Below are 14,498 nucleotides of genomic sequence, written 5' to 3' on the forward strand. Positions count from 1 at the left end.
GTTTCTTGGTTGAGCGGCGCTCCCCTTTCTACACCAGCATCGTTGGCCTCGGCGCCACGATGGGCCGGGTCGGCGGCGACTTCGTCTCGGCCAAAACTTATTCCGGCATCGCCGACGAGCATCTGAACACGCGCAAGAATGTCGGCGTGCAGGATCTCAGCACCATGGGCAAGATGGACATCAAGGGGCCGGAAGCGGAGGCGCTGGTCAACCACATTATCGTCAACGATGCGGCCGCGATGAGCCCCGGCCAGGTGCGCTATTCCACCGTCTGCCGCGACGATGGCGGCATCATGGACGACCTCACCGTGTTCCGGCTGGCGCCTGAGCATTTCATGCTGGTGACCGGCTCGGTCAACCGGCTGAAGATGCTGCCCTGGCTGCAGCATCATGCTGAAGCGCGAAAGGCCTATGTCACCGACATCACCGCGGCCGTCGCCTTCCCGACCATACAGGGGCCGCGCTCCCGCGAGCTGCTGAAAGCACTGGTTTCGGATGCCGATCTCGATGAGTTGAAACGCTGGGCGTTCACTTCAGGGCGCGTCGGCGAGACCAAAGTCCTGATCTCACGCACCGGGGTGACCGGCGAGCTCGGCTTCGAACTGTTCGTGCCGGCGGACGAGGCGACTTCCGTCTGGGACGCGCTGGTGCGGACCGGCGGCGATTTCGGCTTGAAGCCATACGGCGTGCTGGCCATGTTCACGCTCGGGCTGGAAAAGGCCTATCCGGCGCATGGCATCGACATGGACGAGAGCCGTACGCCCTTCCATGTCGGGCTCGATCGCTGGATCAAGTTCGACAAGGGCGAGTTCATCGGCCGCGAGGCATTGCTCAAAATTCGCGACAAGGGGCTCGACGAACGCTGGACCGGGCTGATTCTCGACGGTGACAAGCCGGCCGCGACGGATGCCAGGGTTTTCGCCGACGGCGAGGATGCCGGCGTCGTCACCTACAGCGATCACGGCTATTCCTTAGGCAAAGTTCTGGCGACGGCGCATTTGCGGCTGCCGTTCACCGCCATCGGGACCGAACTCAGCATCGACATTGACGGCAAGCCGACCCGCGCGGTGGTGGCGCCGATGCCGTTCTTCGATCCAGAAGGCACGAGACTGCGCGCCTAGGCGAGTTTCGCCAGCAGCCGCATAAACGTAGCGGCCTCCTTGGCGGTCAGCGGCGCCAGCGTTTCCTGGGTGATGGCGCGGGCCAGCGGGATCAGCCGCTCGATCGCCTCGCGTCCCCGGGGCGTGAGACTGACCAGCAGGCGCCTTTTGTCGACCTCATGCTTGGTCAGGTCGACCAGGCCGCGCGCTTTCAGTCGGTCGATGACGCCCTTGACCGTCGCCGCGTCCATGGCAATCAGCGTGCCGAGCTGGTTCTGCGAGGTCTCGCCGACATCGTGCAGTTTGGCGAGTGCTGCAAATTGCGGCGGCGTCAGGTCGCTGATCTGGGCGGCAAAGATCGAGACATGGCGCTGATGCGCCTTGCGCAGGATGAAGCCGACCTGCTCCTGCAGGCGGTAGTCATGATCGTCAGGCTCTTCGGCCTCGACGAGCTTGAGAAGAGTGTCCCCGCCGCTCATCGCAAGCCGTCCCAGGCCTTGATATCGCCAACCGCGAGGCCGCCCATGCGGTCATGCACGCGCGGGCCGCAGCTCATGGCGAGGCAAAACAGGATTTCGTCGGGGCGAGGCCCGTCGCTGAGGCCTACCTCCATGGCGTCGAAATGGCTGCGGACATAGGCGGCGTTGGTGTGGCCGAGCGGTACGTCGAGCCGCGAGCCGAAGGCGCCGACCTTGGTTGCCGACGGCACGATCGCCTTGGCGTCGCCGAGCCGCTCGCGCATGGCGTAGCCGCCAGGAACGTGCCACAGCGCGCCGTGCTCCAGCTCCCCCGACGAGCCGACAATGGTGCCCTTGCCGTAGGCGTCGATCTGCTTGATGTCGCCGCCCAATGCGGCAATGAGCTTGTCGGTGAGTAGCAGGCCAAGCGGCTTCAGATCGTCCATGGCGCTCTGCAGTTCTTCGACGTAGCGGCCGGCGAACGGGTTCTTCACCAGCGCCACGGCCGCCGCGCGGCGGCGCGGCGCAGCTGCGACCGGGCCGCCATCGTGAAAAATCTCTTCGGTCAGAACCGCAATCTTGCGGATCGGAAACTCAGGCATGGGCAACTTCCTTCCCTGGATTTTTGTTGGGCGCGGCAAGCGCCATGGAACCACTGATGCGGGCTTCCCCACCTAGAAACAGCGCCGATGCGGCAATCAGGCCGCGCCGGCGAAAATCTTCGGCGACGGCAAGGCCATTGTCCAGCGCCCGCTCCACATCGCCACGCGCGAGCATGCCGACGGCTTGAGTCACCAGCCGCGCGCCGAGATCGCTGTCGGGCGCCAAGTCCTGCGCGGGAATGCGCTTGATGGCGGGATTGCCGGGCAGGTCGACGGCGTTGGCAATGAGTGTCGCGGCCGCATCGGCCTCGGCGCCGGTGTGCGCCAGCACGGTGACGGCGTCGGCAATGCCAAGCGAGAACGAACGGCCGCGCCAGCCGCTGGTGGCGACGCCGCGCACGCCGTCCGCCGAGCGAATGGTGAGGCGGTCGGCCATGCCGTTGCCGGTGCCGGCGATCGCCAGGTTCATCGACTGGCCCTTGCCGATATGGAGGGCGCTGTCGCCGCCATTGTTGACATAGGCCCGGTCGAGCTTGCGACCGGCAAGCAATGCCGAGAGCATTTCGTCGGCTACCGATCCCGCGACGGCGGCCATCGGCGTGATGAAGCATTCCGCCAACGGCATGACGGCTGCTTCCATGCGCCGCGCGGTCGGGCCGGCGAAGGTGCGCGGCGCCAGGAAAAATGCCGGAAGCCGCAATTCGGGAAGCTCCTCGACCAACTCGATCAGGATCGTCTGGAAGCGCTCGATCGCCTGATCGTAGGCGGCACGACACTCAGCCGCCTCACCAAACGCCTCGACGATCAGGTCGATCGGCCCGTGGTTGAGGTGCAGCCGCTTGCCGTCCTGCAGCCAGTGGACTTGCGGGCCTTGCATCAAGAGGCCCCGTTCGAGCCGACGCGGCGCAACTGCGCCAGCGGCGGCCATGGATTGTGGGCCTCGGCGCCTGAGCCGCGGCGCGGGTTGAGATATTCGCCGCCTTTGGCAACGATATCCTCGACGCTGCGTATCTCGGCCTCGTAGCCGCCCAGCCGGACATAGTCGTCGCGGCGTAGCGTGAATTCGATCGGCGCCACCAGCGCCGGCGTCGGCACATAGCCGAAGGCGCCTTCCGGCACGCGCATGACGTCGACCATCAGCGTGATGCCGCCGCCCGGCCAGACATAGACCGGCGCGCCGCCAACGGTAACATAGGTATTCAAGCCCTGCACCGAGCGGGTGAGATTGACCGGGTTTTCGGTGACGCCGGCGCGAAGCGAACCGCCGGCGCCGCCGATGAACAGCACGGTGCAGAGCGCCGGCTCGCAATTGTCCTCGATCAGGCCGACCGATTTCTGCAGCCGCTCGGGGAACGGTTTTTCCACCGGCTTCAACTCGTCGTCGAGCTCGTAATAGGCGAACTGCTCGCCGGTGGTCGACACCATCAGCAGCGACAGGCCGGGGCGGGCGCCCTTCTTGGCGTTCCATTCGCCGAGGATCGACAGCGGGTCGGAAATCGAGGTGCCGCCCCAGCCGAGGCCGGGCTCGGAAACCTTGAAATAGCGGCCCGGCGTCGAACGGCGGCCGATGATCTTGATGCCGGTATCCTGCCAGCCCAGCACCTTGCCGGCCTGATGCTCGGAGACGACGCCGGTGATATGGTCGTCGACCACCACCACCTCGTCGACAAGGCCGCGCCATTGCGTGGCGAACATGCCGATGGTGGCCGAGCCGCAGCCGACCCGCATGCGGTGTTCCTGCTTGCCGTCGATGACGGGTGGTTTGCCGGCTTCGACGGTGATGGTGGCGCCGCCATCGATGGTCAGTTCGACCGGCTTGCGATTGCACAGACTGAGCATCGCGTCACAGGTTGCCCGGCCTTCGGCCTTGGAGCCACCGGTCAAATGATGCACTCCGCCGAGCGACAGCATCTGCGAGCCGTATTCGCCTGTCGTGACGTGGCCGATCGGCTCGCCTTGCGCGCGCACGATTGCCGTTTCGGGACCGAGATGGCGGTCGGTATCGATCTTCACCTTGACGCCGCAGTACGAAAAAATGCCTTCGGTGACCACGGTCACCAGATCGACCCCCTCGACCTCCTGGCTGACGATGAAGGGAGCCGGCTTGTAGTCGGGATAGGTGGTGCCGGCGCCGATTGCAGTGACGAAGCGGCGGCCGGTGTTGACCAGTTCGCCGTCCCATTGCTCGCCCTCGGCAGTGAAAGGCACGACCGCGGCGCCGCTCTCTGCCGCATGGTCGAGGATGGTCAGCGGGTCCATACGCACGATGCGGCCACCGACATTGCCGTAGCGGTCGCAGGCGCCGGTGCGGCCATCGGCGATGTAGCACATCACCGGACAGGCATCGCAGCGGATCTTTTCCGCCACCAGCTTTTCGCCCGGATCGTGGGTTTCGAAGCGTTCGGCAAGCTCGCTCATCGGCGTGCCTCCTGGTCGTGGATGCGATCTTTTTCGCGGATAGCAGCGCGGATGCGCGCCGGCGTCGCCGGAACCTTGGTGATGAGCACGCCGGTGGCGTGGCGGATGGCGTTGAGGATGGCGGGTGCGGTCGGGATCAGCACATGCTCGCCCAGGCCCTTGGCGCCGAACGGCCCCTCGGGATCGGGAACCTCGATCAATATGTGCTCGATCTCAGGCACGTCGCCGATGGTCGGAATGAGATAGTCGTGCAGATTCTCGGTGCGGCCGGGGATGTATTCCTCCATCAGCGCCATGCCGATGCCTTGCGCGATGCCGCCCTCGATCTGGCCTTCGACCAGAAGCGGGTTGATCGCCTTGCCTACATCGTGCGCGGCGGTGATTTTCAAGAGCTTCACCGTGCCGAGCTTGAGGTCGACCTCCAGTTCGGCGATCTGCGCGCCATAGCCGTAGACGGCGTAAGGCTTGCCCTGGCCCTTGGCGTCGAGCGGCAGCGTCGGCGGGTCGTAGGTTTCCTCGGCGCGGAAGACGTAGCCGTCCGCATCGACATCGAGGGCGGGGAGATCGATGCGCCGAGTGGCTTCGCCCTCGCGAATGACGATCGCCGGGCCGTCCAATTGCAGGCTCGCGTTCTCCGAGACATTGGCAAAACGCAGGATCTTTTCGCGCAAGGCGCGGCCGGCCTTCTCGGCCGCCTTGCCGCTGACGAAGGTCTGGCGCGAGGCCGATGTTTTGCCGGCGTCCGGGCTGATCGCGGTGTCGGCGCTTCTCAGCTTGAATTTTTCCAGCGGCAGGCCAAGTGCGTCGGCGCAGATCTGGGCGATGACGGTGTTGGAGCCCTGGCCGATATCGACGGCGCCCTGGTGCAGGATGACGTCGCCGTCTGGCGAGATACCGACCCTTATGGTCGACGGATTGGGCAGCGAGGTGTTGCCGCAGCCATACCAGCAGGACGCGATGCCGACGCCGCGCTTTTTGCTCGTATTGGCATTGTTGAATGTATCTGCGTCGGCCTTCGCGCGAGCCCAATGCGGCCGCAAGGAGTCGAGGCACTCGAATATGCCGACGCCCGACTCCAGTCGCTGTCCGGTAACCGTTTCGGATCCGTTCCGAAGGCAGTTCTTCAGCCGAAAATCGAGCCGGTCCATGCCCAGCTTGCCGGCGAGCTCATCATAGAGCGTCTCCTGCATGATCGTCGCCTGCGGCACGCCGAAGCCGCGGAAGGCGCCGGAAATCGGCCCGTGGGTGTGGATGGCGCGGCCTTCGGCGCGGTAATTCGGCGTCGCATAGGGACCGGAGGCATGCACCGGCACGCGGTTGGCGACGGTCGGGCCCCAGCTGGCATAGGCGCCGGTGTTGAAATCGCCGGAAAAGATCATGCCGGTGACATGGCCCTCGGCGTCAGTGCCGATCGTCGCCTTCATCTCGGCGGGGTGGCGCTTGGTGGTCGACATCATCGATTCGGTGCGGGTGTAGGCAAGCGCCGCCGGCCGGCCGGTTTTCAGTGCCACAAGGCCGATGAGCGGCTGCAGTGAAACGTCCAGTTTCGAGCCGAAGCCGCCGCCGGTCGCGGTCGGCACGATGCGCACCTTGTCGACGGCAAGACCGAGCACCTTCGCCGTTTCGTCGCGATCCATGTAGGGGGCCTGGGTGCAGGCGACGACGACCAGCGTGTCGCCGTCCATGTAGGCATGGCCGGCTTCCGGCTCGATATAGGCGTGCTCGACATAGGAGGTGTCGATGGCACCGGACACCGTGTAAGCAGCCTCGCCAAGCGCCGTCTCGGGGTCGCCGCGCTCGACAAAGCCCTTGGTCAACAAATTGGCCGGGCGGTTCGCGTGGATGAGCGCAGCCCCTTCTGCCTGCGCGTCGCCGGGCTGCAGAAAATGCGGCAGCTCGGTCCAGCGGACCGGGAAATCCTGGAGGTCGAGATCGAGCATGGCCTCGCGCTCGCCGGCGACCAGCGCCACTGCCTCGCCGCGCAGCCGCGCAAAGCCTTCGGCCAGCGCCGGCTGGTCGGCAAACGGACCGATGACGCCGAAACAGTTTTTTCCCGGGATGTCGGCGGCGGTGAAGACGCCGGCGATGCCGGGATGCGACTTCACCCAGCCCTCCAGGTCGCCGAAGGCGAAGCCGGCATGATAATGCGGCGAGCGGACCACCAGCACAGCCAGCGCATCGGCGGGAAAGGCATCGCCGCCGAATTTTTCAGCGCCGGTGATTTTTGGCACGCCGTCGAGCCGGACCGGGGAGGCGCCTACAGCATTCCCTGTGGTTGGCATTCTACGTTCAAAGTTGAATTCCAACGAATGACGTTGGCGCTGCCCCTCACCCTTACCCTCTCCCCGTGAAGAACGGGGAGCGGGGAGCGTCGGCGCTGGAGCACTTCCCTTCTCCCCGTCACTATACGGGGTGAGGGTGCCGGCAGGCGGATGAGGGGCAGCGCCGTCGGTCGACGTCTCGAACCGTCCCGCATCCATCACTGCCGCGATGATCTTTCTGTAGCCGGTGCAACGGCAGAGGATGCCGCCCAGCGCATCCTGCACCTCGGTCTCGGTCGGATTCGGCGTGCCATCCAGCAGCGCCGTTGCCGCGACCAGCAGCGCCGGCGTGCAGATGCCGCATTGCGCGGCGCCATGCGCCAGGAAGGACGCCTGCAGAGCCGAGAGCCGGCCATTGGCGAGGCCTTCGACGGTCGTTACGGACGTCCCGGCTGCGGAGGCCGCCGGCATCAGGCAGGCGCAGACGGCGTCGCCGTCGACCAGCACCGTGCAGGCGCCGCAATCGCCGGCATCGCAGCCAACCTTGGTGCCCGTCAGCTGCAATTCGTCGCGCAAAACCTGCGACAGACGGCGCAGCGGCGGCACATTGACCGAGACGGCGGCGCCATTGACGGCGAAGGCGATCTCGGCGCGATCGAGGCCGACGCCCGGCACGAGGTCGGGCAGGGCTTCAATCATCTCGGAGTGGCTCATGCCGCCACCATGCTGTTGTCGTTCGTCAGTCCGCAAGCCCCCAGCACGGCGCGGGCGACAAGCTCGCGCGCTGCGTCGAGCCGGTATTCGGCGCTGCCGCGCACGTCGGCAATCGGCGAGAGCTCGGCCATCGGCGCGGACAGGAGCGCATCGGCGAGTGCCGGGCCGACAGGCTTGCCCACCAGCACGGCTTCGACAGCGGCGAGCCGCCTGGCGACGGCCGAGCAGGACCCGACCGCGACAGCGGCTTCCATGACTACGCCATCCTCGGCAACGAGGCGCGCCGCCACCATGGCGATGGAGATGACGAGGTAGCGCCGCGCACCGAGCTTGACGAAGGCCGACGTGCCGGTGGCCCTGGGCTTCGGCACCCGGATGGCGGTAACCAGCTCGCCCGGTAGCAGGGCGGTGCGGCGGTTGCCGAGAATGAACTCCTGCAGCGGCAGATAACGCGTCGCGGTTGCAGAGCGCAGCTCGACCTCGGCGTCCAGCACCAGCAGTCCCGGAACGCCATCGGCGGCAGGCGAAGCATTGCAGAGATTGCCGGCGATCGAGGCGACATTCTGGATCTGCAGGGAGCCCACTTCGCGCGCGGCCTGCTTCAGCGCATCGAAAGCCGCCGGCAATGGATGGCGGACAAGGTCGGTCCAGGTGGTGCGGGCGCCCAAAACCCAATGGGTTTCGGTCTCGGCAATGCCGCGCAGCGAGACCAGGCCGTTAATATCGAGAACATTGTCGCGGAACGGTTTGGCGCCCTGCGCCGGATAGAAATCGGTGCCGCCGGCAAGCACGCGCCAGGCGCCCTCGCCCAGCAGAGCGAGCGCCTCGTCGAGCGTGGCGGGTTTCGCGTAACGGATCACGCTTTGCCTTCCAAAAAAATAGGCCTTCCCATTGGGACCTTCAAAAGGTGGGGTCTTCCCGAACCCCGCCAATGTCTGATCAGGCCAAATTCATTCGTATGCAAATGATATCAAGCTGGCGGAAATTGTCAAAGCCGGAGTTTAAGGGAACCCGGCCGCCATGCATTTGTTACGTCCGCGCACGATCCCCAAAAATCGGAATCGATTTTCGGAAAGGATCCTGCGCAAAGTAAAGTGCTACAGCGTCCTTTGCGCGTCCGAAGGGGACGCGCGGCGCTGTAGGAGGTTGACGCAGGCGGCCATCCGGTCGAGTTTCTGCATCCGGTCGCATCAGCGGCGTATTTCACTCGATCCCCCGTTCGAGACGTAGAAGAGGAGAGGCGCCATGGCCGACGAAGCGCTTGTTGTCATCGACCTGCAAAACGACTTCTGCCCCGGCGGCGCACTGGCGGTTGCCGGCGGCGACGAAATCGTGCCGCTGGTCAACGATCTGATCCGGCATGCCGAGCATGTCGTGCTGACGCAGGACTGGCACCCGGCCGGACATTCGAGCTTTGCCTCCAGCCATCCGGGGGCGCAGCCCTTCAGCGCAATCGAGATGCCCTATGGGCCGCAGACTCTGTGGCCCGACCATTGCATCCAGGGCAGCCTCGGTTCGGACTTTCACTCGGGGCTCGCCTGGACCAAGGCCGAGCTGGTGATCCGCAAGGGGTTCCGCCCCGATATCGACAGCTACTCCGCCTTCTTCGAGAACGACCACAAGACGCCGACCGGGCTCGCCGGCTACCTCAAGGAGCGCGGCATCGGCACCGTGACCCTGGTTGGCCTGGCGACCGACTTCTGCGTCGCCTTCTCGGCCCTCGACGCGGTCAAGCAAGGCTTCAAGACGACGGTGCGGCTCGACGCGTGCCGCGGCATCGATCTCAACGGTTCGGTCGAGGCGATGCTGAAGAGGATGCGCGATGCCGGGGTGAAGCTCGAAGACCCGATCTCGGAGTGACTGGATCGTGACGCATCGAGGGGGCTGCACACAGTTGGGGAAGGCTTTCGCGGCAGGTGTACTCGCTTCCGCTGTGTCTCCGCAAATGGCCTTCGCGGCCGAGGCCCGCGGTCTGCCCGATGCTGCCATGTCGCTGTCGTGGGCGCTGCCTTTCGCCGGCCTGCTGCTGTCGATCGCCACCGGACCGCTGCTGTTCCACCATGTCTGGGAGCATCATTACGGCAAGATCGCCGCCGGCTGGGCAGCGCTGGCGGTCATCCCGCTGATGGTTGCATTCGGCGTTCCGGTAGCCGGTGAAGCCGTGCTGCACACGCTGCTCACCGAATACATGTCGTTCATTATCCTGCTGTTCGCGCTCTACACCATTTCGGGCGGCATCCTTGTCGCCGGCAACATCCATGGCACGCCGCTGGTCAATGCCGGGCTGCTGCTCGTCGGGGCGATGCTGGCCTCGGTGATCGGCACCACCGGCGCCTCGATGATCCTGATCCGGCCGATGCTGCGCGCCAACGACAACCGGCAGTTCAACGCCCATGTCGTCATCTTCTTCATCTTCCTGGTGTCTAACATCGGCGGCTCGTTGACGCCCTTGGGCGACCCGCCATTGTTCGTCGGCTTCCTGCGCGGCGTCGACTTCTTCTGGACGTCGGCGAACCTCTGGCGCGAGACGCTGTTTACCGGCGGCCTGGTGCTGCTTGTCTTCCTGGCCATCGACATCATGCTGCATCGCCGTGAAGGCGGCGCGCCGAAGATCAAGGATCCGACGCCGGATACGAAGGTGCGCCTTCGCGGCCTGGCCAATCTGCCGTTGCTGGCCGGCGTCATTGCCGCGATCCTGCTTTCAGCTGCCTGGAAGCCGGGCGTGACTTTCTCCATCCTCGGCGTCGGCCTCGAACTGCAGAACCTGGTGCGCGATGCCATCATCCTGGCGCTCGCCGGGCTGTCGCTTGTCGTTTCCCTCAAGAGCCATCGCGAGGCCAACGGCTTCACCTGGGGCCCGATCGCGGAGGTGGCAAAACTGTTTGCCGGCATCTTCATCTGCATCGTGCCGGTCATTGCCATCCTTCGCGCCGGCCATGACGGCGCGCTGGCGCCGCTGGTGGCGCTGGTGACGTCACCCACCGGCCAGCCCAATGATCTCGCCTATTTCTGGCTGACCGGCGGGCTGTCGTCCTTCCTCGACAATGCGCCGACCTATCTGGTGTTTTTCGAACTCGCAGGCGGCGACGCGCGGCACCTGATGACGGAGGCGGCCTCGACGCTGGCCGCGATCTCGGCCGGCGCGGTGTTCATGGGCGCCAACACCTATATCGGCAATGCACCCAACTTCATGGTCTACGCCATCGCCCGACACCGCGGTGTGAAGATGCCGGGTTTCTTCGGCTACATGGCGTGGTCGGGCCTGGTGCTGATGCCGATCTTTGTGATTGCGGGTTTTTTGTTCTTTGCGTGATGCAAAGGGCGCTGGGCCCTTACCTACCCCGTGTGGGGAGGTCGGACCGAAGGTCCGGGTGGGGGTCGGTGCCGCCCCCACCCGGCTGCTTCGCAGCCACTTGCCGGGGCGAGCCACGGGTCTCGCCCGTCCTTCGGACCCCCACAAGGGGGAGGGTAAAGTCTATCCCACCCCTACATATCGGCGCACCGCCGACGGATCGGCGCGAAGCTGTTCGACATCGACGGTCTCGCGGTTGCGGCCGTTCTCGATGAAGCAGACGCGGTCGGCGACGGACAGCACGGCGTCGACGCGCTGTTCGACCAGAATGGTGGAGACACCTAGCTCACGCAGCTTCACCACCGTCTCGCGGATTTTGGCGATCATCGACGGCATCAGCCCCTCCGTCGGCTCGTCTAGCAACAGCACCTGCGGCTCCAGACAAAGCGCGCGGGCCATGGCCAACATCTGCTGTTCGCCACCGGACAAAGTGCCGGAGCGCTGCCGCAGCCGCTGGCGCAGCAACGGGAAGAGGTCGAGCACGCTCTCGCGCGTCGCTCTTCCCTTGCCGCGCGCCATCAGGCCGATCTCGATGTTTTCCGCCACCGTCATCTCGGCGAACAGCCGCCTGCCTTGCGGCACATAGGCGACGCCGGCCTTGGGCACCTCATGCGCCGGCAGGCCGGTCAACTCCTTGCCGGCGAGCCGGATCGAACCGGCGCTCGACCGAACCAGCCCCATGGTCGCTTTCAGCGTCGTCGTCTTGCCGGCGCCGTTGCGACCGAACAGGCACAGCACCTCGCCCTTGTTGAGCACGAGATCAAGACCGTAGAGCACCTGAACCTCGCCATAGAAGCAGTCGAGCCCGGAGATGGTCAGCGCTTCAGTCGTGTGGGTATCAGTTTTGGGGGCTTCGCTCATGCCGCCGTTCCCAGATAGGCTTCCTGCACCTGTGTGTTGGCGCGGACCTGTTCGGGCGTGCCTTCGGCCAGGATCCTGCCGGCGTTGAAGACGGTGATGCGGTCGGCCAGTTGCATGACGACAGGCATGTTGTGCTCGATCAAAAGCACGGTGGCGCTCTTGGCGATCTCGCGCACCAGGTCGATGAAATTGTCGATCTCGCTGTCGGCCAGCCCTTGCGTCGGCTCGTCGAGGATCAAAAGCCGCGGCTTCAGCGCCAGGCCCATTGCCACTTCCAGCAGGCGCTGATGGCCGTAGGAAAGCTGGCCGGCCGGCATATGGGCGCGGCCGGCCAGTCCGGTGCGTTCCAGCGCGGCCATGACGCCGGTGCGCACCGCACCTTTCGAGCGGGCATCGGTCAGCGTGCGCTGCACCGGCAGCGCGACATTATCGTAGGCAGAGAGGTTGGCGAAGACGCTGGTGATCTGGAAGGTGTAGGCGATGCCCCGGCGCACCCTGAGATAGGCCGGCTGGCTGGTGATGTCGGCGCCGTCGAAGACGATCATGCCGGACGATGGCTGAATGCGGCCGCTGACCAGGCTGACGAAGGTGGTTTTGCCGGCGCCATTGGGGCCGATGACGGCGCGGATCTCGCCCGGCATCAGCTGAAAATCGACACCGTCGACGGCGCGCAGGCCGCCGAAACTGCGCGCCAGGCCTTTGGTGGTCAGCAACGGCATCATGGGAGCCACCCGAGCCAGCGCTGGCGGATGGTGCCCAGAATGCCTTTGGGGAAAAACAGCACCAGCAGGATGAGCGCAATACCGACGATCAGGAGATAGGCGGAGGTGTAGCCGCTGGCGGTGTCGATGACATAGTACATGAACACCGTGCCGAGCAGCGCGCCCAGCGTCGTGGCGGCGCCGCCGAGCAGCACCCAGAGCAGCGGCAGGATGGAATACTGCACCGAGGCAAAGCTCGAGCCGACATAGCCGAACAGCAGCGCATAGGCCGCACCCGAGGCGGCGCAGATGGTGCCGGAGACGACGACGGCGATCAGCTTGTTGGAGAAGGTGTCGTAGCCCAGCATTTTCGTGCGCTCCTCGTTCTCGCGCACCGCGACCAGCACGCGGCCATAGCGGGAGCGGACGATGGCGAGGGTGATCAGCAGCACGACCGAGAACAGCGCCAGCGCGCTCATGTAGCGCACGGTCGGGTTGGTTAGGTCGAGCGATGTCGCGCCGAAGGCCAGAACCCGCGCCGGCTGCGGCACGACCAGACCCTGGTCGCCGCCGGTCCAGGCGGCGAAATAGAGGATGACGAGGTAAAACACCTGCGCGAACATCATGGTGACGATCATGAAGGCGACGCCGGTGGTGCGCAGCGCCAGCAGGCCGATCACCAGGGCCAGCAGCGCGCCGCAGGCGATGCCGGCGAGGAAAGCCAAAGGCACGCTCCAGCCGAGATGGATGACCGCGAGACCAGCGCCATAGAGCCCGGCGGCGAAGAACATGGCGTGGCCGAGGCTGAGCAGGCCGACATAGCCGAACAGCATGTTGTAGCCCATGGCGAACACCGCCAGCACCATGATGCGGGCCAGCAGGCCATGATGGTAGTCGGGCAGGACGAAGCTCAGCGCAAACAGTAGCGCGATGACGCCGAGATGCAATGCATAGGCTTTTGCCGGCGAAGCTTCGCTCATCGCGACGCCTGCCCGAACAGGCCCTGCGGCCGGAATACCAGCACCATGGCCACCAGCAGCGTGGCGATGATCTTGGCCAAAGTCGGCGAAAAGAACACCGAGATGATGCCGTCGGACAGGCCGATCAGCACGGCGGCGACGACGGTGCCGCGCAGCGAGCCGAGGCCGCCGATGATGACGACGATGAAGGACAACAGCAGCGGGTCCTGTCCCATCAGATAATGCGCCTGACTGATCGGCACGATCAGCACGGCGGCGATGGCCGCCAGCATGGCGCCGAGCCCGAAGACGCCGGCATAGACGCGGTCGACCGGAATGCCGAAGGCCTGCGCCGTCTCGCTGTCATATTGGGTGGCGCGCATGATGAGGCCGATCTTGGTGCGCGTCAGCACCAGCCAGGTGGCGATGAGCAGAAGGGCCGAAGCGGCAATGATCGACAGCTTGTAGCCGGAATAGCCGAACCAGGGCAAAAGGATGCGGTAGCTGAAGGGCGGCTCCACCGGGCGCGCTTCCGGGCCATAGAAGCTCAACGCCAGCTGCTGGATGATGTAAAGCATGCCGATCGTGGCGACGATGGTGGCTTCCGGATTGTAATTGAGCCGGCGCAGCACAAGCCGCTCGGCTACCAGCGCAATGGCGCCGACGATCAGCGGCGCAATCACCAGCGCCGCCAGGAAGCCGAGCGTGGGATGGCCGGGTATCGCCGTCGAGATCGCCCAGGCCAGCACCGCGCCCAGCATGAAGAACTCGCCATGGGCGACGTTGACGACGCGCATGACGCCGAACACCAGCGACAGCCCAAGCGCCGTCAGCGCCAACACGGCGGAGGTGACAAGGCCTTCGAGGGCGGCGAGGAGGAGGTGGGGTCCGAAATGCATTCAGGGCGCCCTTACCCTCCCCTTGTGGGGAGGGTGACCGCGCAGCGGTCGGGTGGGGGTTGGGCACGGGCCGTCGCGGGCGGCGCGCGCCCCGGGGGGCGGGGCGCGGCGGCGCGAGCGGCTGGGGGGGGCGCCCCCGCCCCGCGGCCGGCGGGGGGGGCGGGGGGCGCGGG

General features: G+C 65.7%; 13 protein-coding genes. 3 read left to right on the forward strand and 10 right to left on the reverse strand.

Annotation, left to right across the window (positions count from 1 at the left end):
• Positions 1-5 precede the first annotated feature (5 nt).
• A complete protein-coding gene (locus NKJ64_RS02120) occupies positions 6-1,121 on the forward strand; it encodes an aminomethyl transferase family protein (RefSeq protein WP_352461889.1) in 1,116 nt (371 codons plus the stop codon).
• Here NKJ64_RS02120 and NKJ64_RS02125 read toward each other — a convergent pair.
• From NKJ64_RS02125 to NKJ64_RS02150, 6 genes are read right to left on the reverse strand one after another with little or no spacing between them, the layout of a single operon-like run.
• Complete coding sequence (locus tag NKJ64_RS02125) at positions 1,118-1,579, reverse strand: MarR family winged helix-turn-helix transcriptional regulator (protein ID WP_352461891.1); 462 nt, start codon at positions 1,577-1,579, stop codon at positions 1,118-1,120. The two genes, NKJ64_RS02120 and NKJ64_RS02125, sit on opposite strands and share 4 nt — an antisense overlap.
• Positions 1,576-2,160, reverse strand: coding sequence for an amino acid synthesis family protein (locus tag NKJ64_RS02130; RefSeq protein WP_023714549.1), 585 nt, complete (start codon positions 2,158-2,160; stop codon positions 1,576-1,578). The genes NKJ64_RS02125 and NKJ64_RS02130 overlap by 4 nt, the downstream gene beginning before the upstream one ends.
• A complete protein-coding gene (locus NKJ64_RS02135; RefSeq protein WP_023729752.1) occupies positions 2,153-3,037 on the reverse strand; it encodes a UPF0280 family protein in 885 nt (294 codons plus the stop codon). The genes NKJ64_RS02130 and NKJ64_RS02135 overlap by 8 nt, the downstream gene beginning before the upstream one ends.
• A complete protein-coding gene (locus NKJ64_RS02140; RefSeq protein ID WP_023729753.1) occupies positions 3,037-4,578 on the reverse strand; it encodes a hypothetical protein in 1,542 nt (513 codons plus the stop codon). Before NKJ64_RS02140 ends, NKJ64_RS02135 begins: the two co-directional genes overlap by 1 nt.
• Positions 4,575-7,538 carry a molybdopterin-dependent oxidoreductase gene (locus NKJ64_RS02145; protein ID WP_502902853.1) on the reverse strand — a complete coding sequence of 988 codons (2,964 nt, stop codon included), beginning with the start codon at positions 7,536-7,538 and terminating at the stop codon, positions 4,575-4,577. Before NKJ64_RS02145 ends, NKJ64_RS02140 begins: the two co-directional genes overlap by 4 nt.
• A gap of 11 nt (positions 7,539-7,549) precedes the next feature.
• On the reverse strand, positions 7,550-8,413 hold the full coding sequence (locus tag NKJ64_RS02150) for an FAD binding domain-containing protein (protein ID WP_352461893.1): 864 nt from the start codon (positions 8,411-8,413) through the stop codon (positions 7,550-7,552).
• Positions 8,414-8,798: 385 nt separating this feature from the next.
• On the opposite strand from NKJ64_RS02150, the gene pncA reads away from it, so the two are divergent.
• Together pncA and NKJ64_RS02160 are read left to right on the forward strand one after the other, a co-directional pair.
• Complete coding sequence (gene pncA, locus NKJ64_RS02155) at positions 8,799-9,413, forward strand: bifunctional nicotinamidase/pyrazinamidase (protein WP_352461895.1); 615 nt, start codon at positions 8,799-8,801, stop codon at positions 9,411-9,413.
• Positions 9,414-9,498: 85 nt separating this feature from the next.
• Positions 9,499-10,866 (forward strand): sodium:proton antiporter, encoded by a 1,368-nt coding sequence (locus tag NKJ64_RS02160; protein ID WP_352461896.1) that lies wholly within the window; start codon positions 9,499-9,501, stop codon positions 10,864-10,866.
• Between the two features lie 162 nt (positions 10,867-11,028).
• Here the strand turns inward: NKJ64_RS02160 and NKJ64_RS02165 are convergent, their stop codons facing one another.
• Genes NKJ64_RS02165 through NKJ64_RS02180 form a run of 4 tightly spaced genes read right to left on the reverse strand, consistent with a single transcriptional unit; the run spans position 11,029 to position 14,325 of the window.
• Positions 11,029-11,766 carry an ABC transporter ATP-binding protein gene (locus NKJ64_RS02165; protein ID WP_023736901.1) on the reverse strand — a complete coding sequence of 246 codons (738 nt, stop codon included), beginning with the start codon at positions 11,764-11,766 and terminating at the stop codon, positions 11,029-11,031.
• On the reverse strand, positions 11,763-12,488 hold the full coding sequence (locus NKJ64_RS02170) for an ABC transporter ATP-binding protein (RefSeq protein ID WP_023695898.1): 726 nt from the start codon (positions 12,486-12,488) through the stop codon (positions 11,763-11,765). The genes NKJ64_RS02165 and NKJ64_RS02170 overlap by 4 nt, the downstream gene beginning before the upstream one ends.
• The gene (locus NKJ64_RS02175; RefSeq protein ID WP_023689192.1) at positions 12,485-13,447 is read right to left on the reverse strand and encodes a branched-chain amino acid ABC transporter permease; all 963 of its coding nucleotides are present in this window, start codon (positions 13,445-13,447) and stop codon (positions 12,485-12,487) included. The genes NKJ64_RS02170 and NKJ64_RS02175 overlap by 4 nt, the downstream gene beginning before the upstream one ends.
• On the reverse strand, positions 13,444-14,325 hold the full coding sequence (locus NKJ64_RS02180; protein WP_023671284.1) for a branched-chain amino acid ABC transporter permease: 882 nt from the start codon (positions 14,323-14,325) through the stop codon (positions 13,444-13,446). Before NKJ64_RS02180 ends, NKJ64_RS02175 begins: the two co-directional genes overlap by 4 nt.
• Between the last annotated feature and the right edge of the window lie 173 nt (positions 14,326-14,498).

This window comes from Mesorhizobium sp. M0062 (assembly GCF_040323125.1).
Lineage (GTDB): Bacteria > Pseudomonadota > Alphaproteobacteria > Rhizobiales > Rhizobiaceae > Mesorhizobium.